This window comes from Sphingomonas sp. PP-CE-1A-559 (assembly GCF_004340965.1).
Taxonomy (GTDB): domain Bacteria; phylum Pseudomonadota; class Alphaproteobacteria; order Sphingomonadales; family Sphingomonadaceae; genus Sphingomonas.
Window position 1 is genome coordinate 236,322 of the sequence record NZ_SLYA01000004.1, and the last position, 24,322, is coordinate 260,643.

Below are 24,322 nucleotides of genomic sequence, written 5' to 3' on the forward strand. Positions count from 1 at the left end.
CCCATGAACCCTGAAACTCTTCTCGATCCCGGCCTCTACATCGTCGCGACCCCGATCGGCAATCTTGGCGATCTGTCGCCGCGCGCCGCCGACATCCTCCGCCGCGCCGACGTGATCGCGGTCGAGGACAGCCGCGTCACCGCCGGTCTGCTCCGCCATATCGTCACGAAGACGCCGATGGTGCCGTATCACGATCACAGCGCGGAGGGCGTGCGCCCGGCGCTGATCGCCCGGATGGCCACGCAGGCGGTGGCGCTGGTGTCGGATGCGGGGACGCCGTTGATTTCCGATCCCGGATTCAAGCTGGTGCGTGATGCGCGGGCGGCGGGGCATCTGGTGGTGACAATTCCGGGGCCGTGCGCGGCGGTGGCGGCGCTAACGCTGGCGGGGCTGCCGACCGACCGGTTCCTGTTCGTCGGGTTCCTGCCGTCGAAAATGCACGCGCGGGCTGAGGCGATCGCGGAGGTGGCGACGATCCGCGCGACGCTGGTGATGTATGAGTCGGGGCCGCGGCTTGGGGCCTGTCTCGCGGCGCTGGCGGAGGGGCTCGGCGACCGCGAGGCGGCGGTGACGCGCGAGATCAGCAAGAAGTTCGAGGAGGCGGTGACCGGCACGCTCTCGACCCTAGCGGCGCGTTATGCGGATGCGCCGCCGCGAGGAGAGATCGTGATCGTCGTCGCGCCACCCGGCGGGGCGCCACCGGCCAGTGCCGAGGACGGTGATGCGGCGCTGATCGAAGCACTCACCCGCCTGTCCACCGGTCAGGCTGCGAGCGAGGTGGCCAAGAAGCTCGGGCTCGACCGCAAGGCGCTGTATGCTCGGGCGCTGGAATTGAAGCCAAAGGCCTGATCTCCCCTCCCGCTTGCGGGAGGGGTCGGGGGAGGGCATGCCATGGACGTGCCGCCCCCGCCCTCCCCTAGCCCCTCCCGCAAGCGGAAGGGGAACACGCAGGACCGCCAGGTTGCGGAGGCGACCGGGCGTCGCGGCGAGCGGCTGGCGGGGTGGTGGCTCCGCCTCAAGGGCTGGAGCATCCTCGATCGCCGAGTCCGCACCCCCGCCGGCGAAGTCGACCTCGTCGCGCGAAAAGGAAACCTCATTGCTTTCGTCGAAGTAAAAACCCGCGCGACCGCCGCCGAACTCGACTTCGCGATCGACGAACGCCGCCTCGCCCGCGTGGCAGCAGCAGCGGAATACCTGATGCCGCGCTATGCCGGACCCGGCGACGATATCCGCGTCGACGTGATCCTGCTCGCCCCCGGCACCCGCCCGCGGCATATCGAGAATGCCTGGATCGGGTGACGCCGCCCGGTGACTTCGCGCCCGCCCGCGCCTACATGCGCTCGACCGAACAGAAGGAAGACGCATGAGCCTCACCGTCGCCGTCCAGATGGACCCGCTCGACAGCATCAACATCGCCGGCGATTCGACCTTCGCGCTGATGCTGTCCGCGCAGGACCGTGGCCATACGCTCTTCCATTACTCGGCCGAGGACCTGAACTACCGCGACGGCAAGGTCTGGGCGAAGGCGCATCCCGTCACCGTGCAGCGCGTCGTTGGCGATCACTTCAGCATCGGCGAATCCGTGAACCTCGACCTCGGCGACGAGGCCGACGTCGTGCTGATGCGGCAGGATCCGCCGTTCGATCTCGGCTACATCACCGCGACTCACCTGCTCGAGCGGATCGCGGACAAGACGCTCGTCGTGAACGATCCGGCACAGGTGCGGAACGCGCCAGAGAAGGTGTTCGTCCTCGATTACCCGCAATTCATGCCGCCGACGCTCGTCACGCGCTCGCTCGACGAGGCGCGGAAATTCCTCGCCGAGTACGGCGCGATCGTCATCAAGCCGCTGCACGGCAATGGCGGCAAGGCGATCTTCAAAGTCGAATCGGACGGCGCGAACCTGTCGGCGCTGATGGAGGTCTTCAACATGACGTGGCGCGAGCCGCACATGGTGCAGGCGTTCCTCCCCGACGTCGCGAAGGGCGACAAGCGCATCGTGCTGATCGACGGCGAGGTCGCGGGTGCGATCAACCGCCTACCGGGCGAAGGCGAGATCCGTTCGAACCTCGCGGTCGGCGGCTCAGCGGAAAAGTCGGAACTGACCGACAAGGAGCGCGAGATCTGCGCGGTGCTCGGGCCGGAACTGAAGAAGCGTGGGTTGCTGTTCGTCGGGATCGACGTGATCGGCGGGACGTGGCTGACCGAGATCAACGTGACGTCGCCCACAGGGATCGTCGCGATCTCGAACTTCGATGGGACCGATGTTGCGGGGATGATCTGGGATGCGATCGAGGCGAAGGTCGCGGCGCGGTAATTTCAGCGCGAGTTGGAGCTGGTACGCCCAACGGTCAGAAGACCACCACCCCGGCGGAGGCCGGGGCCCAGTTGGCAAGGTTGCAGTAACGGAGCGCCGTCCTCCGTCATAACCGTCCCCCAATTGGGCCCCGGCCTTCGCCGGGGTGGTGTGATGTCGGCGGAACCCATTCGGCGTCCCGGCAGTATCTCATACCCATGACCGAATTCATCCTCGATCTCATCGCCTGGGGCGGATATTTCGGTATCTTCCTGTTGATGGCGCTCGAGAATATCGTCCCCCCGGTGCCGTCCGAAGTGATCATGGGGCTCGGCGGCATGGCCGTCGCGCGCGGCGACATGAGCGTCGTTCCGCTTATCGCCTGGGGCACCGCGGGCTCGGTCGTCGGCAACTACTTCTGGTATTATATCGGCCGCAACATTGGCTACGAGCGCTTCCGCCCGTTCATCGAGCGCAACGGCCGCTGGCTGACGATGGAATGGTCCGACGTCGAGAAGATCCACCGCTTCTTCATGAAGCGCGGTGGCTGGGTGATCTTCGTATTCCGGTTCATGCCGACCTTCCGCACCGTCATTTCACTGCCCGCCGGGATGACACGCATGCCGATCTGGCAGTTCGTGATCTGGACCGCGGCGGGCAGCGCGATCTGGAACACCGTGCTGGCCTATGCCGGCATCCTGCTCGGTTCGCATTTCGAGGAGCTCGATCGCTATGTCGGGCCGGTCGCGGTGGCGACGTTCGTCGTCATCATCATCGGCTATGGCTGGCGCGTACTGACCTGGAAACCGAAGGGCTAGACGCCGCCATGCGGGTGGGCGTTGCGGTACACGTCCATCAGGTGCGCGGCATCGACCTGCGTATAGACTTGCGTCGAACTCAGGCTCGCATGACCAAGCAACTCCTGCAGCGCCCGCAGATCCGCCCCCCGCCCCAGCAGATGCGTCGCGAAACTGTGCCGCAGGGCATGCGGCGTCGTCCGATCGCCCAGCCCCAACCGTGCTCGCGCCGACTGCACCGCGCGGCGGATCATGACTGGCGACAACGCCCCGCCCTTCGCCCCACGGAACAACGGTTCGCCGCGCGTAACCGGCCACGGCGTCTGCGCGACATATGCTTCGATTGCCGTACGCACCTGCGGCAACAAGGGCACCACGCGCGTCTTGGCGCGCTTGCCCGTCACCCGGATCGTCTCACCGATCGGCAGGATATCGCCCCGCAACGTCAACGCCTCGCCGATCCGCAATCCCGCGCCGTACAGCAGCATTAGCACCGCCCAGTCGCGCGCTCCGATCCACGGCTCGGCCGCATCGTCAGCCACCTCTTCCGCGAGCGCGACCGCTTCGGCCGGAGAGATCGGCCGCGGCACGCCCGCCTTCACGCGCGGCCCCCGCATCCGCGGTTGCTCGGCGCCGTCGTTGGCCCAGGCGAGAAACCCGCGCACCGCCGATAATTCGCGCGCCGCGGATGCGTTGCCTAACCCCGCCTCGCGACGCTGCGCCAGATACGCCCGCAGGTCCGTCGCCGTTACCCGCGCGAGTGCCCCTCGCGTGATCCGCTCGCCCCAATGCCCGACCAGGAACGCGGCCAACCGCTCCGCTGACGCCCGGTACGCCCGCACCGTATGCTCCGACCGCCGGCGGTCGCGGGCGAGGTGGTCCGCCCAAAGCATAGACGGTGGCACCGTTTCCGTATTATCCATAGAACCACAGTAACGCGTTCCCTCGGCAAAGAAAATTAACTCCATCGCGATAGTCAGTGCCATGTCCGCTACCGATTTCCAGTCCGAGTCCTTCGCCGACGAAAAGCGGCGCGTGGCCGCGCTTCACGCACTGGCCTTGCTCGACAGCGAGCCGGAACGCGAATTCGATGCGCTCGTCGCGCTGGCGGCAGAAATGCTTGGGTGTCCGATCGCGCTGATGACCCTGGTCGACAGCGATCGACTATGGATCAAGGCCGCAACCGGCGGCGAACGCGGCGAAATCAGTCGCGATATCGGTATGTGCGCCTACACAATCCAGAACGACGATCCGCTCGTCATCGAAGACCTCGACATCGATTCGCGGTTTGCCATGAACCCGCTGGTCATGGCCGAGCGGGGCGCTCGCTTTTATGCAGGTGCGGCGATCCATGCGATCGATGGCCGGGGCGAGCGTCATGCGATCGGCACGATATGCGTCATCGATACGGCGCCGCGCAGTCTGAACGATGCCGGCCGCCGCGCGCTGATGCATCTGGCAACGCTAGCGGAAACGGCGATCGCGGCGCGCTCCGCCGCGAATCAGGCGATTGCGATCGCCACCACCGCCGACCGGCAAGCCGCGGCGCTCGAACGCCAGGACCGGATTTTCCGTCAGGCTGAACGGATGGCTGCGATGGGGTCCTGGCAAGCCTCGCTCGATCATCAGGAGATGGCTTGGTCGGACGGCGTGTTCCACATCTACGGCCTGCCCGTTGGTCCCGTGCCAGAAATGGAAATCGCGATGGGCTTTTATCCGCCGCACGCGAGGGACGAGCTGAACGCCTCGATGGCCTCGACATTGGAAACAGGTAGGCCGTTCGATATCGAGGTAGACTTCCTGACAGCAAAGGATGAACCGCGTCGCGTCCGCGTGCTGGGCGAACTTGAGATCGACAACAATACGGCCGTTGGGTTTGTCGGGGTATTTCAGGATGTCACAGAGCGCCATGCGCTTGAAACGACGTTGCGACGGACCGCCGATACCGATTCGCTGACCGGGATCGCCAACCGTGCGGCGTTCGATCGCGTGCTCGACCGGGCAATATCCCGCGCGCATGCCGAGGGAACGCCGCTGTTGCTGGCACTGGTCGATCTCGATGGCTTCAAGGCTATCAACGATACGCTTGGGCATACCGCCGGCGACGACGTACTGCGCGGCGTTGGGCGGGAGCTCCAGGCGCAGTGGTTGATGGGCAGCTTCGTCGCGCGGCTCGGTGGCGACGAGTTTGCCGTGCTGATCGAAGATCCAGTGCTTGCCGCGACACCCGCACGAATCTGTGCGCGGCTGGAGGAATCGCTGCGGTTTCCCATTTCCATGAACGGATTGGCGATGGTCAGCGCCGGCACGGTCGGGATCGCCGCACTAACGCCTGATTGCCACTCGATCCGCGACTTCGTCCACCGCGTGGACACGGTGCTGTACCAGGCAAAGCGTGCGCGGGTAGGCGAACGCCGACGATCCGACCGACGAAGCGCTGCGTAAAGCGGTTCACGCGGAGTCGATCTGTCCCCATATACCGACACGATGTCGTCCCGCGCCCGTGTCCTGATCCTCAATGCCGCCCTCGGGCCGCTCGACTACCGCGTGCCCGCCGGCATGGAGGTCGGACCGGGCTCGATCGTGGTCGCGCCGCTCGGGCCGCGCCAATTGCTCGGCGTGGTGTGGGAAGCCGAACGGATGCCGTCCGATGCGGAGGTCGGTGACAACCGGTTGCGCAACCTGCTTGCGGTCGCCGACGTACCGCCGCTGGGGGCGCCGTTGCGGCGGCTGGTCGAGTGGACGGCGGACTATTACCTCGCGCCGGCGGCGTCGGTGTTGCGGATGACGCTGGCGTCCACCTCGGCGCTGGAGGGGGCACGAACCGCTGTCGAGTATCGTTCTACCGGGGTCATGCCACCGCGGCTCACCCCCCAGCGCGAGCAGGCGCTGGGGCGGATCGGTGACCGCCAAGGCCTCATCCGTGAACTGGCAACGCTGGCGGAGGTCAGCGACGCGGTGATCCGCGGGTTGGTGAAGGTCGGTGCGATCGAGGCGGTCGAGGTGAGCATCGACGTCCCCTACCCCGTGCCCGATCCACAACATCACGAGCCGGTGTTGTCGGACGACCAGCGCGCGGCGGCCGATGCTCTCGTCGCGGGCGTCGCCGAGCATGCGTTCCACCCGACGTTGCTCGATGGCGTCACCGGGTCAGGCAAGACCGAGGTGTATTTCGAGGCGGTGGCCCAGGCGATCCGCGACGGCCGCCAGACGCTCGTCCTGCTCCCCGAAATCGCGCTGACCGAGCCGTTCCTGAAGCGCTTCCACGACCGCTTCGGCTGCGAGCCGATCGCGTGGCATTCGGGGCTTCGTTCGACGCAACGCCGTCGCGCGTGGCGGGCGATTGCGAGCGGCGAGGCGCTGGTGACGGTCGGCGCGCGCTCGGCACTTTTCCTGCCCTACCGCGACCTCGGGCTGATCGTCGTCGACGAGGCGCACGAGACCAGCTTCAAGCAGGAAGAGGGCGTGCATTATCATGCGCGCGACGTCGCGGTGATGCGCGGCAAGTTCGAGGGGTGCCCGGTCATCCTCGCCTCCGCGACGCCGGCGATCGAGACTCGGCAACAGGTCGCGACCGGGCGCTACGCGGAGTTGAAGCTGCCCGGCCGGTTCGGGGCGGCGGAGATGCCGACGATCGAACCGATCGATCTTATCAAGGAACCGCCCGAACGCGGCCGCTGGCTGGCCCCGCGACTGGTGAAGGCGATGCAGGAGACGCTTGAACGGCGCGAGCAGTCGCTGCTGTTCCTCAACCGGCGGGGCTATGCGCCGCTGACCCTGTGCCGGACGTGCGGGCACCGGTTTCAATGTCCGAACTGTACCGCCTGGATGGTCGAGCACCGCCTGACGCGCCGCCTCGCCTGCCACCATTGCGGGCATGCCGAGCCGACGCCGCGCGTGTGTCCCGAGTGCAAGGGTGAGGATACGCTGGTCGCCTGCGGACCCGGCGTCGAACGAATCGCCGACGAGGTAACGGCGTTGTTCCCCGAGGCGAAGACCGCCGTCGTCACGTCCGACACGATCTGGTCCCCGGCCAAGGCGGCCGAGTTCGTCGGGCGGATGGAGGCGGGGGATATCGACATCGTCGTCGGCACGCAGCTCGTGACGAAGGGGTATCACTTTCCGAACCTCACCTTGGTCGGCGTGGTCGATGCGGATTTGGGGCTCGACGGCGGCGATCTGCGGGCTGCGGAGCGCACGTTCCAGCAGATCCGGCAGGTGTCGGGGCGCGCCGGGCGTGGCGAAAAGCCGGGGCACGTCTTCATCCAGACGCATAGCCCCAGCGCACAGGTCATGCAGGCGCTGATCACCGGCGATGCGGATGCGTTCTACGCCGCGGAGACGGACGCGCGGAAGGATGCGGGCGCGCCGCCGTTCGGTCGGTACGCAGCGATCGTGGTGTCGTCGGAGGACCAGTCCTGCGCGCACGAGACCGCCAAGCTCGTCGGCCGTAGTGCGCCCGAAGTCGACGGCATGCACGTCTACGGCCCCGCCCCCGCCCCGCTGGCAATGCTGCGCGGCCGGCATCGCTACCGACTGCTCGTCCATGCGCGGCGCGCGCTGGACGTGCAGGACGTCATACGGGACTGGCTGGGGAAGCTGGAATGGCCTTCCAAGGCGCGGGTGACGGTGGACGTCGACCCGTATAATTTCCTCTGATCGTGTGGGCAACGCGGCCTTAACGCTCCGCCCGGTATGCGTGCCGGATGACGCCGTCCCGCATCGCACCCATCCAATGGCTTCGCGCACTCGCGGCGACGCTCGTGTTGCTGATGCACGCGTCCGACATGATCGATTCCGGGCCGGTCGCGCTGACCGGCAAGTTCGTACCGTCGGTCCCCAATCTCTCGATGTTCGGCGCGAGCGGGGTCGACCTGTTCTTCGTCATCAGCGGGTTCGTCATGGCGCAGTCGCTAACGACCGCGGACGCTGATTCATGGCGGTTCCTAGCAAAGCGATGGCTGCGGATCGTGCCGTTGTTCGCCTGCGTCAGCGCAGTCTACATGATGATCATGCACGACCCCTTGACCGTTCCGGCGGCGTGGATGTCGATCACCGTGCTGCCCGTTCTCGACGGAGCGAGCTACCATGTTCCCGCGCTGTATCCGGGCTGGACGCTCGGGTTCGAATTCGCGTTCTACGCCATCGTGGCTGTTGCCATGCGGGCGCCGCAGCGCCGCGTCGAAATGCTGCTGACCCTCACGGTGGCGTTGGCGCTGATCGGCAGCGTCGTTCATCCCGGCTGGGCACCTTTGAGGCTGCTGCTGAACCCGCTCCTGCTCGAATTTGCGCTCGGCGTAGGTGTGTGGATGGCTTGGCGCAGCGGGATCAGCGTACGCTATGCGACGCCTGCGCTCGTCATCGGGACCGTGCTGCTGGTGGTCGGGATCGCGTTCGGACTAGGCGTGCCGCTATCGCTTCAGATCGAGGTTGCCGTTGCCGGTACCTCGGGCCTCGCGCGGACCTGGACGTGGGGCATTCCCTGGGCACTGGTGGTAGTCGGGGTGATCGACACATCGGCGGAGGGACGGTTCGAACGGATCGTCGCGCGCGTGGGCGATGCGTCCTATTCGACGTACCTCACCCATCCCTGCCTGATCGCGCTGCTCTGGATGGTCGGAGGCTACGCCCCAACCATGTCGCCCTATCCGTTCGCGCTGGCGTTTATCGTCGCGTCGACGATGCTGGGACTGGCGGTACATCGGTGGATCGAGCGGCCGCTGCTGGCGCGGTTGCAGCGTCGCCCGTCAGTATCGATCAGGCGAGCACCGGCGCTCGCCTGACAGGTTACTCGCCCGCGTGTTCGGCGAGGACGGTCAGGCCCTTGGCGTTGACCTCGGCGAAACCGCCCTTGATCGCGATCACCTCGGGGGCGCCGTTCTGCGTGCGGAAGATCTGGACGCCGCCATCGCGGACCGTCGACATGAACGGCGCATGGCCTTCGAGGACGCCGAAATCGCCTTCGGTGCCGGGGACGACGACCATGTAGACCTCCTCCGAGCGGACGAGCTTTTCTGGCGTGACGAGTTCGAAATGCAGCATGTCTATCTTCTCACTCCCTCCCCTTCAGGGGAGGGTCGGGGTGGGGGAGTGCGGCAGGCACGACGCTCGCGGTCAGGCCCCACCCCAACCCTCCCCTAAAGGGGAGGGAGCTAAGCTTAAGCCTCGGAAGCCATCTTCTCGGCCTTGGCGACGGCTTCGTCGATGCCGCCGACCATGTAGAACGCCGCCTCTGGCAAGTGATCATACTCGCCCTCGACCACGGCCTTGAACGAGCGGACCGTATCCTCGAGCTGGACGAACTTGCCGCTGATGCCGGTGAAGACCTCGGCGACGTGGAACGGCTGGCTCAGGAACTTCTGGATCTTCCGCGCACGCTGGACGGTGAGCTTATCCTCTTCGGACAGCTCGTCCATGCCGAGAATCGCGATGATGTCCTGCAGCGACTTGTACTTCTGCAGCGTCGACTGAACGGCACGCGCGGTGTCGTAATGCTCCTGGCCGACGACGCGCGGCTCGAGCAGACGCGAGGTCGAGTCGAGCGGATCGACCGCCGGGTAGATGCCCAGCTCCGAGATCGCGCGGTTGAGGTTGGTCGTCGCATCGAGATGCGCGAACGACGTTGCCGGTGCCGGATCGGTAAGATCGTCTGCGGGAACGTACACGGCCTGAACCGAGGTGATCGAGCCCTTGTTGGTCGAGGTGATGCGCTCCTGCAGCGCACCCATGTCGGTCGACAGCGTCGGCTGATAGCCCACTGCCGACGGGATACGACCGAGCAGTGCCGAAACCTCGGCACCCGCCTGCGTGAAGCGGAAGATGTTGTCGACGAAGAACAGCACGTCCTGGCCTTCAACGTCGCGGAAATACTCGGCGATCGTCAGGCCCGACAGTGCGACGCGAGCGCGTGCGCCTGGTGGCTCGTTCATCTGGCCGAACACGAGCGCGACCTTCGAGCCCTCCGACTGCGGGTTGCCATCGGCATCCTTGGCGATGACGCCTGCGTCGAGGAACTCGTGGTACAGATCGTTACCCTCACGGGTACGCTCGCCAACGCCGGCGAACACCGAGGTGCCGCCATGGCCCTTGGCGATGTTGTTGATCAGCTCCTGGATCAGCACGGTCTTGCCGACGCCGGCGCCGCCGAAGAGCCCGATCTTGCCGCCCTTTGCGTATGGGGCGAGCAGATCGATGACCTTGATGCCGGTGACCAGGATCGCGCTTTCGGTCGACTGATCAACGAACAGCGGTGCCGAAGCATGGATCGGCGCGGTGGTCTCTGCGCCGACCGGACCACGCTCGTCGATCGGCTCGCCGATGACGTTGAGGATGCGGCCGAGCGTCTTCGGGCCGACCGGAACGCGGATCTGCGAGCCGGTATCGGTGACGGTCTGGCCGCGGGTCAGGCCCTCGGTGGCGTCCATCGCGATCGTGCGAACGGTGTTCTCGCCGAGATGCTGTGCGACTTCGAGGACGAGCCGGTTGCCGTTATTGTCGGTTTCGAGCGCCGACAGAATGGCGGGCAAATTGTCGGGGAAATGCACGTCGACGACCGCACCGATGACCTGCGAGATGCGGCCGGTGTTGTTGGTAGCCTTGGGGGCGAGCGTGGTTCCGAGGGTCTCTGGGGCGGTTGCCATTGTCTGCTTCCTTGGACTTACTTGAGCGCTTCGGCGCCCGAGATGATTTCGACCAGCTCGGTCGTGATCGCGGCTTGGCGGGTACGGTTATACTGGATCGAGAGGCGCGTGATCATGTCGCCGGCATTGCGCGTGGCGTTGTCCATCGCGTTCATCCGCGAGCCCTGCTCCGACGCCGCGTTTTCGAGCAGCGCGCGGAAAATCTGGATCGCGACGTTGCGCGGCAACAGGTCGGCGAGGATCGCTTCCTCGTCGGGCTCATACTCGACCACGGCTTCGGCGGGCGCACCCGGCTTTGCTTCCGCACCGGGGATCGCCGACAGTGGAATCGGGATGATCTGGATGCCGGTCGGGACCTGCACCAGCGCCGAGACGAACTTCGCGTAGAACAGATGCGCGACGTCGAACTGACCTTCGCCGAAGCGCTTGATCAGGTCCTCGGAGATTTCCTGCGCATCGCTGAACGCGAGCCGCTTGATCTGGCCCATCTCGTGATCGGCGAGGATGTCGTTCGGGAAGAAGCGCTTGATCACGCGCCCCTTCTTGCCGGCGACATAGAACTTCACGGTCTTGCCGGCTGCGATCAGTTCCTCGGCCTTGCGGCGCGCGGCGCGGACGATGTTGGTGTTGAACGCACCGGCAAGGCCACGCTCCGACGTCGCGATAACGATCAGGTGGACCTGGTCCTTGCCCGTGCCCGCGAGCAGCGGCGACGCGCCCGGCGCGATGCCGACACGCCCCGCGAGGCTCGCCATCACCGCTTCGAGACGCTCGGCATACGGACGCCCGGCAACCGCCGCGTCCTGCGCACGGCGCAGCTTCGCGGCGGCGACCATCTTCATCGCCTTGGTGATCTTCTGCGTCGACTTCACCGAGCCGATGCGGATCTTGAGGGCCTTAAGTGATGCCATCTTCTCTTCCTGCTCCCTCGCTCCTCACAGAGGAGGGTCGGATTACATGCTCTGCTCCCTCTCCCCGTCGGGGAGAGGGTCGGGGTGAGGGGCAGTTGCAAAGCGCAACGCCCGTTACAACCCCTCACCCCAGCCCTCTCCCCGCAGGGGAGAGGGAGCTAATCAGGCAAACGTCTTAGCGAACGCTTCGAGCGCTGCCTTCAGCTTGTCCTTCGCCTCGTTACTCAGATCGCGGGTATCGCGGATCAGTTTCAGCACGTCGGCGTGGTTCGCGCGCATGTCGGCCAGCAGCGCCTGCTCGTAGCGGGTCACGTCGGCGACCGGCACCTTGTCCAGATAGCCGCTGGTGCCGGCGAAGATCGACACGGTCTGCTCTTCGAACGGCAACGGCGAGAACTGCGCCTGCTTGAGCAGCTCGGTCAGTCGCGCACCACGGTTGAGCAGCTTCTGGGTCGATGCATCGAGATCCGACCCGAACTGCGCGAACGCCGCCATCTCGCGGTACTGCGCCAGCTCGAGCTTGATCGAGCCCGACACCTTCTTCATCGCCTTGGTCTGAGCGGCCGAACCGACGCGGCTCACCGACAGGCCGACGTTGATCGCGGGACGCACGCCCGAGAAGAACAGGTCGGTCTCGAGGAAGATCTGGCCGTCGGTGATCGAGATCACGTTGGTCGGGATGTACGCCGAAACGTCGCCCGCCTGCGTCTCGATGATCGGCAGCGCGGTCAGCGAGCCGCCGCCGTTCGCGTCCGACATCTTCGCCGCACGCTCGAGCAGGCGGCTGTGGAGATAGAACACGTCGCCCGGATACGCTTCACGGCCCGGAGGACGACGCAGCAGCAGCGACATCTGGCGATATGCGACCGCCTGCTTCGACAGATCGTCGTAGCAGATCAGCGCGTGCATGCCGCGATCGCGGAAATACTCGCCCATAGCGACGCCCGTGTAGGGCGCGAGATACTGGAGCGGTGCGGGGTCCGACGCGGTCGCGGCGATGACGATGGTGTATTCCATCGCGCCGTTCTCTTCGAGCGTCTTGACCAGCTGTGCGACGGTCGAGCGCTTCTGGCCGATCGCGACATAGACGCAATACAGCTTCTTCGACTCGTCGTCGCCGGCGTTGGCGATCTTCTGGTTGATGAACGCGTCGATCGCGACGGCGGACTTGCCGGTCTGGCGATCGCCGATGATCAGCTCGCGCTGGCCGCGGCCGACCGGGACGAGTGCGTCGATCGCCTTCAGGCCCGTCTGGACCGGCTCGCTAACCGACTGGCGCGGGATGATGCCCGGCGCCTTCACTTCGACGCGGCTGCGCTCGGTGGTGTGGATCGGGCCCTTGCCATCGATCGGGTTGCCGAGGCCATCGACCACGCGGCCGAGCAGCTCCTTGCCGATCGGCACGTCGACGATCGTGCCTGTGCGCTTGACGATGTCGCCTTCCTTGATCTCGGAATCGCTTCCGAAGATCACGACGCCGACGTTATCGGCCTCGAGGTTGAGCGCCATGCCCTGCACGCCGTTCGAGAATTCGACCATCTCGCCAGCCTGGACGTTGTCGAGGCCGAAGATGCGCGCGATGCCGTCGCCGACGCTCAGCACCTGGCCGGTCTCGCTGACCTGGGCCTCGGTGCCGAAATTGGCGATCTGATCCTTGATGATCTTCGAGATTTCTGCGGCGCGGATATCCATTAGCTTAGCCCTTCATCGCGTGCGCGAGAGTGTTGAGACGCGTCTTGATCGACGAATCGATCATCTGGCTGCCGACGCGGACGACGAGTCCACCCAGCAACGATGGGTCGACGCTGAGGTCGACGGAAACTTCACGGCCGACCCGCTGGCGGAGCTGATGCTTCAGCTCGATCACCTGCTCGTCGGTCAGCGGATGCGCGGACGTCACCTCGGCCGCGATCTCGCCGCGATGCTGCGCGGCAAGTGTCCGGAATGCCTTGATGATCTTCGGCAGCGCGCCCAGCCGGCGGTTCTCGGCAAGAACGCCGAGGAAGCTCTTGGTGGTCGCATCGACGCCGAGTTCGTCGGCCACTGCCGACACTGCCTTTACGGCCGCGCCACGCGACACCATCGGGCTGGACGTCAGCGTACGGAAGTCCTCCGACTGCGCGAGCGCGTCGCGCACGTTCGCCAGGCTCGATTCGACCGCGTCGATCGTCTTGGCGTCACGCGCCAGTTCGAACAAGGCGAGCGCATACCGCCCACCCAAGCTCGCCTGAATAGCGCCGCCGACGTTACCGGGAATTGTCTCCACGGACCTTTGAATCCTCGCCTGAAACCGAAAATAGTGCCGCCCCACGGGGGAAGAGGGCGCGAAAGCACCTCTCATGGGACGCGGCGCGGGTAGCATCGGGTTCGCGGATTGGCAACCCGGCCGGAGGGTCGTGGCGGCGGGTTTGTGACTGTTTTGTCATTCGTGTCGAGACAACCACCACTCCTATGTCATCCTCGCGAAGGCGGGGGATCGATATCCTGCGGACCCAGCGCTTTCGCCGCACGGCCTGCCACTATGGGTTCCCGCCTCTGCTGGAATGACGGTATTGGGCGGGCGTTACGACCAATCGACGAGGACTGAAGAATGACCGGCACGATGGAAACGATGACGATGTCCGACGGCGCGAGCGTCGCGGTCTATCACGCGCAGCCGACCGGCGAGCGTCGCGGTGGCCTCGTGCTGGTGCAGGAGATCTTCGGCATTACGGACCACATCCGCGATCTCTGCAATGAGTATGCCGCAGACGGTTACGAGGTCCTGGCCCCCGCGCTGTTCGACCGCGAGCATCCCGGCTTCGAGGCAGACTATTCGGGCGACGGCCTCGCCCGCGGGGTCGAGCTGGCCCGCCAGCTCCACCCGTTCGACCTGTCGCTGAAGGACGTCCAGACCTGCATCGACACGCTCGCCTCCGCCGGGCCGGTGTTCGTGGTCGGCTATTGCTATGGCGGCTCGGTCGCGTGGTTCGCCTCGACCAAACTCACCGGCGTGGCAGCGGTCAGCGGCTACTACGGCAGCATGATCCCCGCCGCGGCGGACGAGGAACCGAAGGTGCCGGTGATCCTCCACTTCGGTCGCCACGACCACGGCATCCCGATGGAGGGCGTCGAGCAGGTGATCGCCAAGGATTGGCCGAACGCGACGGTGTATGTCTACGAGGCAGGCCACGGGTTCAATTCGGACCGGCGGAAGGATTATCACGAGCCTAGCGCGGACTTAGCCAAACAGCGGACGCTGGACCTGTTCCGCGCTTACGGCGGCTGAACCACCCTTCCCTTTGGCACCACCCCGGCGAAGGCCGGGGCCCAATTGGAAAGGTAGCAATAATTAAAGGACGCGCTACGTTAGCGACGTCCCCAAATTGGACCCCGGCCTTCGCCGGGGTGGTGGCTCTGGCAGAAAGGCCAGAGGGGGCAAAGGTGTTCGGCGGAAGCTAGCACTAGAGACGTGAAGGTAGCCCGCGCTTCCTTGTTCTCCCGCGAAGGCGGGAGCCCAGTCTGGGTCCCCGCCTCCGCGGGGAAACAATCTGCTGTAGCCCTCCCGGATCACTCCCCCGGGAAATCAGCCCCAAGGCTGTCCGCCTTGTGCGCCTCGATCTCCTTCAGCCGCTCGGCCAGTTTCTTCGTCACCGCATCATACCCCCAAGCCCCCAGCACCAGATGCCGCGGCGGGTTCGCATCCTCGGTCAGCGCAATCATCGCCTCGCCGGCGCGCACCGGGTCACCCGCCTGCGTCCCGCTAACCTCCCGCGTCCCGTCCAGCCGCTTGCCCGCGGTATCCGCATAGTCGGCGATCTTCACCGGCGTCTGCTTGAGCGAACGCCCGGCCCAATCAGTCCGGAACGGCCCCGGCTCGACGCAGGTCACGTCGATCCCAAGCGGCTTAACCTCGGCCAGCAATGCGTCGGACCAACCCTCGACCGCATGCTTCGACGCAGCATAATAACCCGACCCCGGGAACCCTACCTGGCCGGCAACCGACGTGATGTTGATAACATGCCCACTCTTCTGATCACGCATCACCGGCAGAACGGCCCGCGTAAGCGCAAACAACCCGAACACGTTCGCATCGAACTGCGCGCGGATCTCGGACTCGACGCCCTCCTCGACCGACGCCTGATAGCCGTAGCCCGCATTGTTCACGAGCACGTCGATCCGCCCGAACTTCGCCTTGGCCTGCGCGACCGCATCGTCGATCTGCGCCTGCTCCGTCACGTCGAGCGACAGCGCGAGCGCACGATTCTCCGCGCCCTCCGCGAGATCGGCGACCCGGTCGGCATCCCGCGCGGTAACGACCGCACGCCAACCGCGCGCGAGCACGAGCTTGGCGAGTTCGCGACCGAAACCGGTCGAGCAGCCGGAAATGAACCAGACGGGCGTGTCGGAGGCCATGAGACATCTTTCGTTATGAGGTATGCACTGAAGAACGGCCGGACCACCGATTGGCTCCGCTTTGAGCGCAAGCCACGGGATGCGCGCGCGTCGCGACCGGCTATACCGATCCAATGAGCACCGCCCCCGACACCGACACCGCCTGGACCGCGTTCGAGCGCCGCGACCGCGCGTGGGACGGCCGGTTCGTCGTCGGCGTGAAGACCACCGGCATCTACTGCAAGCCAAGCTGTCCCGCGCGCCACCCGAAGCGCGAGAACGTCACCTTCCACCCCGACGCAGCCAGCGCCCGCGCCGCCGGCTTCCGCGCCTGCCTGCGCTGCACCCCGGACGAAGTCGGCCGCGACCGCATCGCCGTCGCCGCCGCGGTCGCACTGCTCGAAGCAGCAGAAGACCGCCTATCGCTGGACGAGGTCGCCGGCAGAGTCGGCTACGCGCCTCATCATTTCCACCGTCTGTTCAAGCGCGCCACCGGCGTCACCCCCGCCGCCTACGCGCGGGCGCTGCGCACCAGCCGCGCAGCAAACGCCTTATCGGAGGACTCAACCGTGACCGAAGCGATCTACGACGCAGGCTATTCCGCCCCCAGCCGCTTCTACGAGGCGGACGCGAAACGGCTCGGCATGCCCCCCAGCGCCTGGGCACGCGGCGGCGAAGGTGTCACGATCCGCTGGACCACCGCCGACACGAGCCTCGGCGCGCTGTTCGTCGCCGCAACCGACAAGGGCCTGTGCCGCGTATCGTTCGACGAAGATGTCGACGAACTCCGCCGCCGCTTCCCCAACGCCGAGATCAAACCGGGTGACGAAGCCCTCACGGACCTGGCGGCACAAGTCGTCGCGGCCGTCGAATCCCCCGACCGCGACCAAGACCTCCCGCTAGACGTTCGAGGCACCGCCTTCCAAGAAGCGATCTGGCAAGCCCTACGCACCATCCCGATCGGAGAAACCCGCACCTACAGCGAACTCGCAGCCCTGGCTGGCCGCCCCGCCGCCGTCCGCGCCGCCGGCACCGCGTGCGGCCAGAACCCGGTCTCGATCGTCATCCCCTGCCACCGCGCGCAACGCATCGGTGGCGCACTCGGTGGCTATGCGTACGGCCTCGACCGTAAGCGCGCACTGTTGGCCGCGGAAGCTCAGCGCGCCGACTTGCACGAATAGACGAGCTTCTCGTTCGGCAGCGGCGGCAACACCGCACGCACCGCCGCCTGCTGCCCCGCGAGCCGACTCAACGCCGCCTCATCCATGTTGCACACGTTCGGCACGACGCCGCGCGCGGTCCGGGCCGCCTCCATCCCCGCCGCCGACATCAGATAGCGCGTGTTCGAATAGACGCGCGTCGCCGGATCGAACGACAGCACGGACACGGTCTGCTCGGCATCGGGCACCAGCACGCGGTCCCACCGGCCATTCGCGCCGACATATTGCGTCTTGCCGTTCACACACCCCTTCGCGCCCCAGTCGATCGGCACGTCCTCACTCGACGAGATCGTGATCCGACTCCGCTCGGGGATCAGTGTGCACATCAGCTTGCCGAGCGCCGCATCGGGCGTCGATATCCGCGTCTTGGGCAGTGCGGACAGCGGCACGTCGACTTCGCCCGACGGGCGCAGCACGAACACGACAATCGCGACCAGCACGCTCAGCCCGCCGATACCCAGCGCCCACACCGCCTGCCGCCGCTGGCCACGCGATTCGAGCAGCCCCGCACTCCCGATCACCAGCGCCCCTGCCACCAGCAACAGCCCGGCAAGCGCCATGACGTTCTCCCGTGCGCGCCCAGCTTCGGTCCGCGCCTTCTCCAGCGCGACCTCGCGGGTCATCGCATCCTGCGTCGCAGCATCGCGCTTGGCGGACGCCGCATCGGCGGTCGACTTCGCATCCGCGTCGGCGTCCTGCCGCAAGCGATCCTCGATCGAGGTGCACCCCGTCCCGATCGACGCGTAAGGCTGTTTCGCATCATGGAGGAAGCCCGCGAGTTCGGTATCCGCAATCGCGAACCCGAACGTCGAATCGCCCTCCTCGCCGCGCGTGATCGCCGAGTTCACCCCGATCACCCGCCCGCACCGGTCGAGCAGCGGCCCGCCCGAATTGCCGCGCGCGATGCTTGCGGTGTGCAGCAGCACCTCGACGCTGCTCAGTACGCGACGCCCGGAGAGCACGCCCTCCGACCGCACCGGCGTCATCGGCCGGATGTAATCCGCCGCCGACCGCGCCGTCGCCAGATCGACGTTCCCCGGGAAGCCGAGCGACACCACCGGATCGCCCTCGGTCATCGGCCCGGTATAGAGTGCGCTCGGCGGCAGGCGCGCGCCGGTGAACTCGATCAGCGCCAGGTCGCGCTGTGAGTCGTACGCGATCACCTTGCCCTGGTAGGATTTGCTGCCCTCGGTCGGGACGATGCCGACGACGACGTTGTCGGGATAGCGCTCGGCGAGATCGACGACGTGCGCGTTGGTGACGATCCGGTTGGGCGCGATCGCGAAGCCGCTGCCGTGGCCGAAGCCGACCACCTGGTCGTCGACCACCGCGATCGTCACGACGCGCACGACGCCGCGCCCGGTGGCGGCGATGTCGTCCGCAGATGCGGAGCTCGCCAACCCGAAGGTGAGCGCGAGAAGAAGCAGCAGGCGGATCATGTGCCTGCCTTCGGGGAGTTCGCGGCGGCGATCAACCCTGACCATCGCACCGCGCGACAGCGGCGCTTTCACGCGCCTGTTTTGGTTAGCAAATTATCAAGCCTTCGCGCCTAACCCGGTCGGCATTCATCCAGGGATACAGGCATGAGCGCATTCGGGCGTCGTAATGGCATCAGCGGGGGGCAGTCGGCCCGTCCCGCATTCGGCGTCGCGCGTCCGATGCAGGGAAGCTCGGGCAGCAGCCCCGTGGCGCGCGCGGAACCCGAGGGCGGCGCGCAATTCCCGCCGATCGATTCGCTGCCGATGCCGGGGGAGACCGACGGGTTCAGCTCGGGCATGATGCCCGCCGGCCAGCTGGACGCGATGCAACGGCTGTCCGATCGCCAGAATGCGAGCGGGGAAGCGGGCAACAGCCGGACCGAGGGCTTCGAACAGTCGATCCACAAGATCAAGGAACAGGTGCTGCCGCGCCTGCTCGAACGCGTCGATCCGGAGGCTGCAGCGACGCTAAACAAGGACGAGCTGGCCGAGGAATTCCGCCCGATCATCGGCGAAGTGCTCGCCGAGCTGAAGCTGACGCTCAACCGCCGCGAACAATTCGCGCTGGAAAAAGTGCTGGTCGACGAACTGCTCGGGCTCGGACCGTTGGAAGAGCTGCTGGCCGATCCGAACATCACCGACATCATGGTGAACGGCCCCGACCAGACCTATGTCGAGCGCAAGGGGAAGCTCGAACTCGCGCCGATCCAGTTCCGCGACGAGGAGCATCTGTTCCAGATCGCGCAGCGTATCGTGAACTCGGTAGGCCGCCGTGTCGACCAGACCTCGCCGCTCGCCGATGCGCGCCTCAAGGACGGCTCCCGCGTCAACGTGATCGTGCCGCCGCTGAGCTTGCGCGGCACCGCGATCTCGATTCGTAAATTCTCCGCTAAACCGATCACGCTCGACATGATGGCAGGCTTCGGCTCGATGTCGCCGAAGATGGCGACCGCGCTGAAGATCGCGGGAGCCTCGCGCTTCAACGTCGTGATCTCGGGCGGCACCGGCTCGGGCAAGACGACGATGCTCAACGCGCTGTCCAAGATGATCGACCCCGGCGAGCGCGTGCTGACGATCGAGGATGCCGCCGAGCTTCGCCTGCAACAGCCGCACTGGCTACCGCTCGAAACGCGACCGGCCAATCTGGAGGGCCAGGGCGAAATCTCGATCCGCGATCTCGTCAAGAACGCGCTGCGTATGCGTCCCGACCGGATCATTTTGGGCGAAATTCGCGGCAGCGAGTGTTTCGACATGCTCGCGGCCATGAACACGGGTCACGACGGCTCGATGTGCACGCTCCACGCCAACTCCCCGCGCGAGGCCTTGGCGCGTATGGAGAACATGGTGATGATGTCCGACATCAAAGTGCCGAAGGAAGCGATCTCGCGTCAGATCGCGGATTCAGTCGAGCTGATCATCCAGGTGAAGCGCCTGCGAGACGGCTCTCGCCGCGTGACCAACATCACCGAGGTGATCGGTATGGAAGGCCCGGTGATCGTCACGCAGGAGCTGTTCAAGTTCGAATACATGGACGAGTCGGCGGACGGGAAGATCCTGGGCGAATACCGGTCGATGGGGTTGCGGCCGTATACGCTGGAGAAGGCGAAGCAGTTCGGGTTCGACCAAGCGTATCTGGAGGCGTGTCTGTAGGGGCGGAAGCGTGCCGAAATCGAGTATCTCTAGCTCCACTTCCACCACCCCGGCGAAGGCCGGGGCCCAATTGGGAAGGTGCCAAAAACGGGGTGCTGCCCGACGTTATCACCGTCCCCCAATTGGGCCCCGGCCTTCGCCGGGGTGGTGTGCTCTGCGGGCATTGCGCGCATCTCGGGTCGGCCTGCATCGCCTGATTATCAATAATTTCGTAGAGCTAGGTTCGGAAGGCTAGCCCGCCTTATACCGTTCCCTCGCGAACGCGGGGGGCCAGGAGTCACCAACGCCGCCGCTTGTGACCCGGGACTCCCGCGTTCGCGGCGAGCAATTATTGTTTCGCCAGGCCAGGCTTAACTGGATCAAGATAAAGCGCGCCGTGCCAAGCGGATACTGTCTCGCAGGCAAGCACGCCGCATCGCTATCCATCCCGTCTCCGCCCCGCCCCGGCGAAGCCCCCGCTTGTACCCGTCCCGCGACCCGCTAGGGGACAGCGCCACATGCGTCGTGCCCTGCTCACCCTCGTCCCGCTGATCGCGGTCCTCTTCGTCTCGGCGCGCGAGCCCTCGAAATCCGCTCCGGCAACCGCAACCTCCCCCGCCGCACGCGACCGCGGCGTCTACCATCTCGCAGCGGACGCCGAAGCGCGCTGGATCGCGTTCGACCTCACCCCCGGCAACCAGATCCGCTTCAAGATGCAGCTCGACGGCCGCGACGTGACCGCGATCCTCGACACCGGCGTCAGCTACACGCTGCTCGCCAAGGCCTCCCCCGCGGTCGATCCCACCAAGCTGGTTGCGGGTGGCAGCGCAACCGCGATCGGTGGATCGGTCTCGCTCGGCTGGATGCCGACGCGCTCGGTCGCGCTCGGTGGCCTTGCGCGGACCGGTGGCGGCGTGACCGTCGCCGACCTGCCCGCGATCGCCACCGGCAGCGCCTCCGCGGTCGACCTGCTGGTCGGTGCCGACATGCTCGCCGGCCATGCGCTCGACATCGATTACGCCGCCAAGCGCTTCCGCCTGCTCCGCTCCGGCCGCCTGCCGTTCAAGGGCGAGAGCGCACCGCTGCGCGTTTCCGCCGAGCGTAGCGTGTATGAAAGCGCGCTCACGCTGGGCGGCCGGCGCCTCGCGCCGATCGTGGTCGATACCGGCGACGGTTCGTCGATCACCGTCACGGCGGCGGGATGGCAGGCGGCAAACCTGAAGGCGTTGCGCACCACCAGCGCGATCGCGTTCGGGCTCGCCGGTCCGGCGGTCAGCGGCCTTGCGATCGTTCCCGAGATTGGCGTCGGCGAGATGATCGCGCGCGAGGCCGAGGTCCGGATCGAACCCGCAGACGGCTTCTCGCAGGCGATCGGCACCGCCGGGCGGATCGGCTCCGGCTTCCTCCAGAATTACCGCGTCCTGCTCGATCCGGGCGCACGGCGGATGGTGCTCAGCCGAGGTCCCAAGGCCGACCTGCCGCCGCCGCGTTCGACCAGTGGCCTGCTCATCGGCATCGAGAAGGACCGGTTGAAAGTCCTTCACGTGATGCGCGGCGGCCCGGCGGCGGCATCGGGCTGGAAGGACGGCGACCTGATCTGCACGATCGACGGCACACCCGTCACCAGCGGCTATTCGACGAGCCCGATCGCGTCATGGACGGCGGGTATGCCCGGCCGTGTCGTGACGCTCGGACTGTGCGACGGCACCATACGCAAGCTCGAATTGACGCATTTTTATTAGGACTGCCCATGTTTAGCCTGCGTCACCGATCGGGGCAGGCAATCTTGCTGCTCCTCGTTGCCTTCGCGCTCCGTAGTCCGTTCTTCGGCAATCCGGTGATCCATAGCGACGAGCAATTCTACCTGCTGGTCGGCGATCGCCTGCTGCACGGCGCATGGCCGTTCGTCGACATCTTCGATCGCAAGCCGGTCGGCCTGTTCCTGATCTTCGCCGGCATCCGCAGCGTCGGCGGCGATGGCGTGCTGATGTACCAGCTTGCCGCGACGCTCGTCGCCGCCGCCACGGCATTCCTGGTCGCGCGGATCGTCAGCCGCCTGTCCTCCAATGACGCGAACCCGGTGGCGAGCGTCGGCGCGGCGCTGATCTATCTCGTCTGGATCATCGTGTTCGACGGTGCGGGCGGGCAGTCGGCAATATGGGGCAATGCCTTGATGGCGGCCGCTGCGCTGCTGGTGCTCGATACGACGCGCGGCCACCGGCATATCTCCTTGCGCGGTGCCGGTGCGATGCTGCTGATCGGCCTGGCGATGCAGATCAAATACACCGCCATGTTCGAGGGGATATTCTTCGGCCTGACGCTGGTGTGGGCCGCGTATCGCGATGGGCGGTCGATCGGTCGCCTGATGGCCGATGCCGCCTTGTGGATCGGCGCAGCGCTGTTCCCGACCGCGCTTGCCTGGGCGGTCTATGCCGCGGCCGGCCGCGGTGACGCCTTCGTCTTCGCCAATTTTCTGTCGATCTTCGGTCAGCAGGACGACGACACGCTCAGCTCAAACCTGCTGAAGCTGCTGGGCGGCGTCGGCATGAGCCTCCCGCTCGCCTGGCTTGCATGGCGTGGCCGTCGGGCGGGAAGCTTCGCGCTCGGATGGCTCGCGGCGGCGGTGATCGCGATCCTCATCATGCACACGTTCGAGCTGCTCTACCTGCTGCCCCTCGCGCTGCCGCTGTCGGTCGCCGCCGGCACGGGGTTGAGCGGCCCGACCGTCCGCACGACCATGGTCCGCCTTGCCGCCGTGCTGGTGTTCGGCGCGCTCGCGGCGACAATCATGACCAGCGTCCGCATCGGACGGCGCGGCAATGCGCGCCAGATCGCGCAACTCGTTCAGATGATCGGCCAGCAACCCCGCGGCTGCATGTTCGCCTATGGCAGCGAGCCGATCCTCTATTTCCTGACCCGGTCCTGCCTACCGACGCCGTATATCTTCCGCAGTCATCTTGGCCAGACGGCCGAATCGCACGGCACGGGAGTCGATCCGGTCGTGGAAGTCGCGCGGTTGCTCGCAGCCCGGCCCGGCGTGATCGTCGTACGCGCGCCCAAGCCCACCACGAACCTCGCGACCCAGGCGCTGGTACTGCGCGCGATCGCAACGCGGTATCGATTGGTCGGCTCAGTGAAAATCGGCGGGTTGCCGCAGAGCGTCTATCGCCTGCGTACCGACGCTCCCCGATGACGAGGCGCGCTTACCTCAGGTCTTGAACGCGAGGCCGATCGTCACCGCGAGTCCGATCAGCGCCAGCATCTGGACGGTCGGCCAGTCGACCCAGCCCACCGAATCCGGATCGCGCCGACGGCGGCGTCTACGTTCGCCTAGCCCCGCCACAACGGCCAGCATGGCCAGTCCGCCGCTCGCACTCCACAACACCGGCGCCCCCATCAGTCCAAGCGTTCAGCCGAGCTTCTCGACCTTTTCCTGCAACTTGGCGAGTTCGTTGCGCAGCGCAGCGATCTCGTCGTCCTTGCTGGCGGCGGGTGCAGGCGCAGGTGCGGGCGGCGTCATCGCCTGTGTTGCGGCGTCGAACATTTCGAGGTTGCGCTTGGCGATGTCGGCGAAGGGCGAGTTCGCGAACGCGCCTTCGACCGCAGACTTGAACTGGTCGTGGTTGCGACGGAAGCTGTCCATCGACGCCTCCAGATAGCCGGGCACCATCGTCTGCATCGAATCGCCGTACATCGAGATCAGCTGGCGCAGGAAGTTCACCGGCATCATCGTCTCGCCGCGGCTCTCCTCCTCCATGATGATCTGCGTGAGGACGTTGTGCGTGATGTCCTCGTCGGTCTTCGCATCGACCACCTTGAAGTCGCGTCCCTCGCGAGTCATCGTCGCGAGATGATCGAGCGTGATGTAGGATGACGACTCGGTGTTATAGAGCCGCCTGTTGGCGTACTTCTTGATGATGACGATTCCGTCGGCAGCCTTTTGCTTCTTCATGGATCCCCCGTCTTATGTTTGAAAC

22 protein-coding genes are annotated in these 24,322 nt (G+C 66.2%); 12 read left to right on the forward strand and 10 right to left on the reverse strand.

The genetic code is table 11. The features are described 5' to 3' along the window. The first annotated feature begins 3 nt into the window (after window positions 1-3). From rsmI to C8J42_RS14590, 4 genes are all read left to right on the forward strand, one after another. Window positions 4-849: a 16S rRNA (cytidine(1402)-2'-O)-methyltransferase gene (gene rsmI / locus C8J42_RS14575; protein ID WP_133020628.1), complete on the forward strand. Its 846-nt coding sequence runs from the start codon at window positions 4-6 to the stop codon at window positions 847-849. A gap of 42 nt (window positions 850-891) precedes the next feature. Beyond that, complete coding sequence (locus C8J42_RS14580; RefSeq protein ID WP_120301103.1) at window positions 892-1,299, forward strand: YraN family protein; 408 nt, start codon at window positions 892-894, stop codon at window positions 1,297-1,299. 64 nt (window positions 1,300-1,363) lie between these two features. Further along, complete coding sequence (gene gshB / locus C8J42_RS14585) at window positions 1,364-2,317, forward strand: glutathione synthase (RefSeq protein WP_120301104.1); 954 nt, start codon at window positions 1,364-1,366, stop codon at window positions 2,315-2,317. Between the two features lie 197 nt (window positions 2,318-2,514). Next, a complete protein-coding gene (locus tag C8J42_RS14590; protein WP_120301105.1) occupies window positions 2,515-3,114 on the forward strand; it encodes a DedA family protein in 600 nt (199 codons plus the stop codon). Here the strand turns inward: C8J42_RS14590 and C8J42_RS14595 are convergent. After that, the gene (locus C8J42_RS14595) at window positions 3,111-4,016 is read right to left on the reverse strand and encodes a tyrosine recombinase XerC (RefSeq protein ID WP_243644454.1); all 906 of its coding nucleotides are present in this window, start codon (window positions 4,014-4,016) and stop codon (window positions 3,111-3,113) included. The two genes, C8J42_RS14590 and C8J42_RS14595, sit on opposite strands and share 4 nt — an antisense overlap. Before the next feature lie 61 nt (window positions 4,017-4,077). On the opposite strand from C8J42_RS14595, the gene C8J42_RS14600 reads away from it, so the two are divergent. Genes C8J42_RS14600 through C8J42_RS14610 form a run of 3 tightly spaced genes read left to right on the forward strand, consistent with a single transcriptional unit; the run spans window position 4,078 to window position 8,876 of the window. Continuing rightward, the gene (locus tag C8J42_RS14600; RefSeq protein ID WP_120301107.1) at window positions 4,078-5,538 is read left to right on the forward strand and encodes a diguanylate cyclase; all 1,461 of its coding nucleotides are present in this window, start codon (window positions 4,078-4,080) and stop codon (window positions 5,536-5,538) included. Between the two features lie 42 nt (window positions 5,539-5,580). Further along, window positions 5,581-7,752: a primosomal protein N' gene (locus C8J42_RS14605; RefSeq protein ID WP_133020629.1), complete on the forward strand. Its 2,172-nt coding sequence runs from the start codon at window positions 5,581-5,583 to the stop codon at window positions 7,750-7,752. A gap of 47 nt (window positions 7,753-7,799) precedes the next feature. After that, window positions 7,800-8,876, forward strand: coding sequence for an acyltransferase (locus tag C8J42_RS14610; RefSeq protein ID WP_133020630.1), 1,077 nt, complete (start codon window positions 7,800-7,802; stop codon window positions 8,874-8,876). Window positions 8,877-8,880: 4 nt separating this feature from the next. Here the strand turns inward: C8J42_RS14610 and C8J42_RS14615 are convergent, their stop codons facing one another. The 5 genes from C8J42_RS14615 to C8J42_RS14635 all read right to left on the reverse strand — a co-directional run bounded on the left by C8J42_RS14615 (window position 8,881) and on the right by C8J42_RS14635 (window position 13,901). Next, on the reverse strand, window positions 8,881-9,135 hold the full coding sequence (locus C8J42_RS14615; protein ID WP_133020631.1) for an ATP synthase F1 subunit epsilon: 255 nt from the start codon (window positions 9,133-9,135) through the stop codon (window positions 8,881-8,883). A gap of 116 nt (window positions 9,136-9,251) precedes the next feature. After that, entirely contained in the window at window positions 9,252-10,733 is a 1,482-nt protein-coding gene (gene atpD / locus C8J42_RS14620; RefSeq protein ID WP_056488474.1) for a F0F1 ATP synthase subunit beta, read from the reverse strand. 17 nt (window positions 10,734-10,750) lie between these two features. Next, window positions 10,751-11,644, reverse strand: a complete 894-nt coding sequence (locus tag C8J42_RS14625; protein ID WP_056065178.1) for a F0F1 ATP synthase subunit gamma — start codon at window positions 11,642-11,644, stop codon at window positions 10,751-10,753. A 162-nt stretch (window positions 11,645-11,806) separates the two neighbouring features. Then, a complete protein-coding gene (atpA, locus tag C8J42_RS14630; protein ID WP_133020632.1) occupies window positions 11,807-13,336 on the reverse strand; it encodes a F0F1 ATP synthase subunit alpha in 1,530 nt (509 codons plus the stop codon). Window positions 13,337-13,340: 4 nt separating this feature from the next. After that, window positions 13,341-13,901, reverse strand: coding sequence for a F0F1 ATP synthase subunit delta (locus tag C8J42_RS14635; protein WP_243644479.1), 561 nt, complete (start codon window positions 13,899-13,901; stop codon window positions 13,341-13,343). A 333-nt stretch (window positions 13,902-14,234) separates the two neighbouring features. Between C8J42_RS14635 and C8J42_RS14640 the strand changes: the two genes are divergently transcribed. Then, on the forward strand, window positions 14,235-14,912 hold the full coding sequence (locus C8J42_RS14640) for a dienelactone hydrolase family protein (RefSeq protein WP_133020634.1): 678 nt from the start codon (window positions 14,235-14,237) through the stop codon (window positions 14,910-14,912). Window positions 14,913-15,193: 281 nt separating this feature from the next. Here the strand turns inward: C8J42_RS14640 and C8J42_RS14645 are convergent, their stop codons facing one another. Beyond that, the gene (locus C8J42_RS14645) at window positions 15,194-16,039 is read right to left on the reverse strand and encodes an oxidoreductase (RefSeq protein WP_133020635.1); all 846 of its coding nucleotides are present in this window, start codon (window positions 16,037-16,039) and stop codon (window positions 15,194-15,196) included. Between the two features lie 113 nt (window positions 16,040-16,152). On the opposite strand from C8J42_RS14645, the gene ada reads away from it, so the two are divergent. Then, window positions 16,153-17,199, forward strand: coding sequence for a bifunctional DNA-binding transcriptional regulator/O6-methylguanine-DNA methyltransferase Ada (ada, locus tag C8J42_RS14650; protein WP_133020636.1), 1,047 nt, complete (start codon window positions 16,153-16,155; stop codon window positions 17,197-17,199). Here the strand turns inward: ada and C8J42_RS14655 are convergent. Beyond that, the gene (locus tag C8J42_RS14655) at window positions 17,175-18,677 is read right to left on the reverse strand and encodes a trypsin-like peptidase domain-containing protein (RefSeq protein ID WP_133020719.1); all 1,503 of its coding nucleotides are present in this window, start codon (window positions 18,675-18,677) and stop codon (window positions 17,175-17,177) included. The genes ada and C8J42_RS14655 overlap by 25 nt on opposite strands. A gap of 144 nt (window positions 18,678-18,821) precedes the next feature. Between C8J42_RS14655 and C8J42_RS14660 the strand changes: the two genes are divergently transcribed. The 3 genes from C8J42_RS14660 to C8J42_RS14670 all read left to right on the forward strand — a co-directional run bounded on the left by C8J42_RS14660 (window position 18,822) and on the right by C8J42_RS14670 (window position 23,538). Then, complete coding sequence (locus tag C8J42_RS14660; RefSeq protein ID WP_107954403.1) at window positions 18,822-20,366, forward strand: CpaF family protein; 1,545 nt, start codon at window positions 18,822-18,824, stop codon at window positions 20,364-20,366. A 497-nt stretch (window positions 20,367-20,863) separates the two neighbouring features. After that, the gene (locus tag C8J42_RS14665; protein WP_207897140.1) at window positions 20,864-22,087 is read left to right on the forward strand and encodes a hypothetical protein; all 1,224 of its coding nucleotides are present in this window, start codon (window positions 20,864-20,866) and stop codon (window positions 22,085-22,087) included. Window positions 22,088-22,095: 8 nt separating this feature from the next. Next, window positions 22,096-23,538, forward strand: coding sequence for a hypothetical protein (locus C8J42_RS14670; RefSeq protein ID WP_133020637.1), 1,443 nt, complete (start codon window positions 22,096-22,098; stop codon window positions 23,536-23,538). A 15-nt stretch (window positions 23,539-23,553) separates the two neighbouring features. Here the strand turns inward: C8J42_RS14670 and C8J42_RS14675 are convergent, their stop codons facing one another. Both C8J42_RS14675 and phaR read right to left on the reverse strand, forming a co-directional pair. After that, complete coding sequence (locus C8J42_RS14675) at window positions 23,554-23,742, reverse strand: hypothetical protein (protein ID WP_133020638.1); 189 nt, start codon at window positions 23,740-23,742, stop codon at window positions 23,554-23,556. Between the two features lie 12 nt (window positions 23,743-23,754). Further along, a complete protein-coding gene (phaR, locus tag C8J42_RS14680) occupies window positions 23,755-24,297 on the reverse strand; it encodes a polyhydroxyalkanoate synthesis repressor PhaR (RefSeq protein WP_056065197.1) in 543 nt (180 codons plus the stop codon). Window positions 24,298-24,322 lie beyond the last annotated feature (25 nt).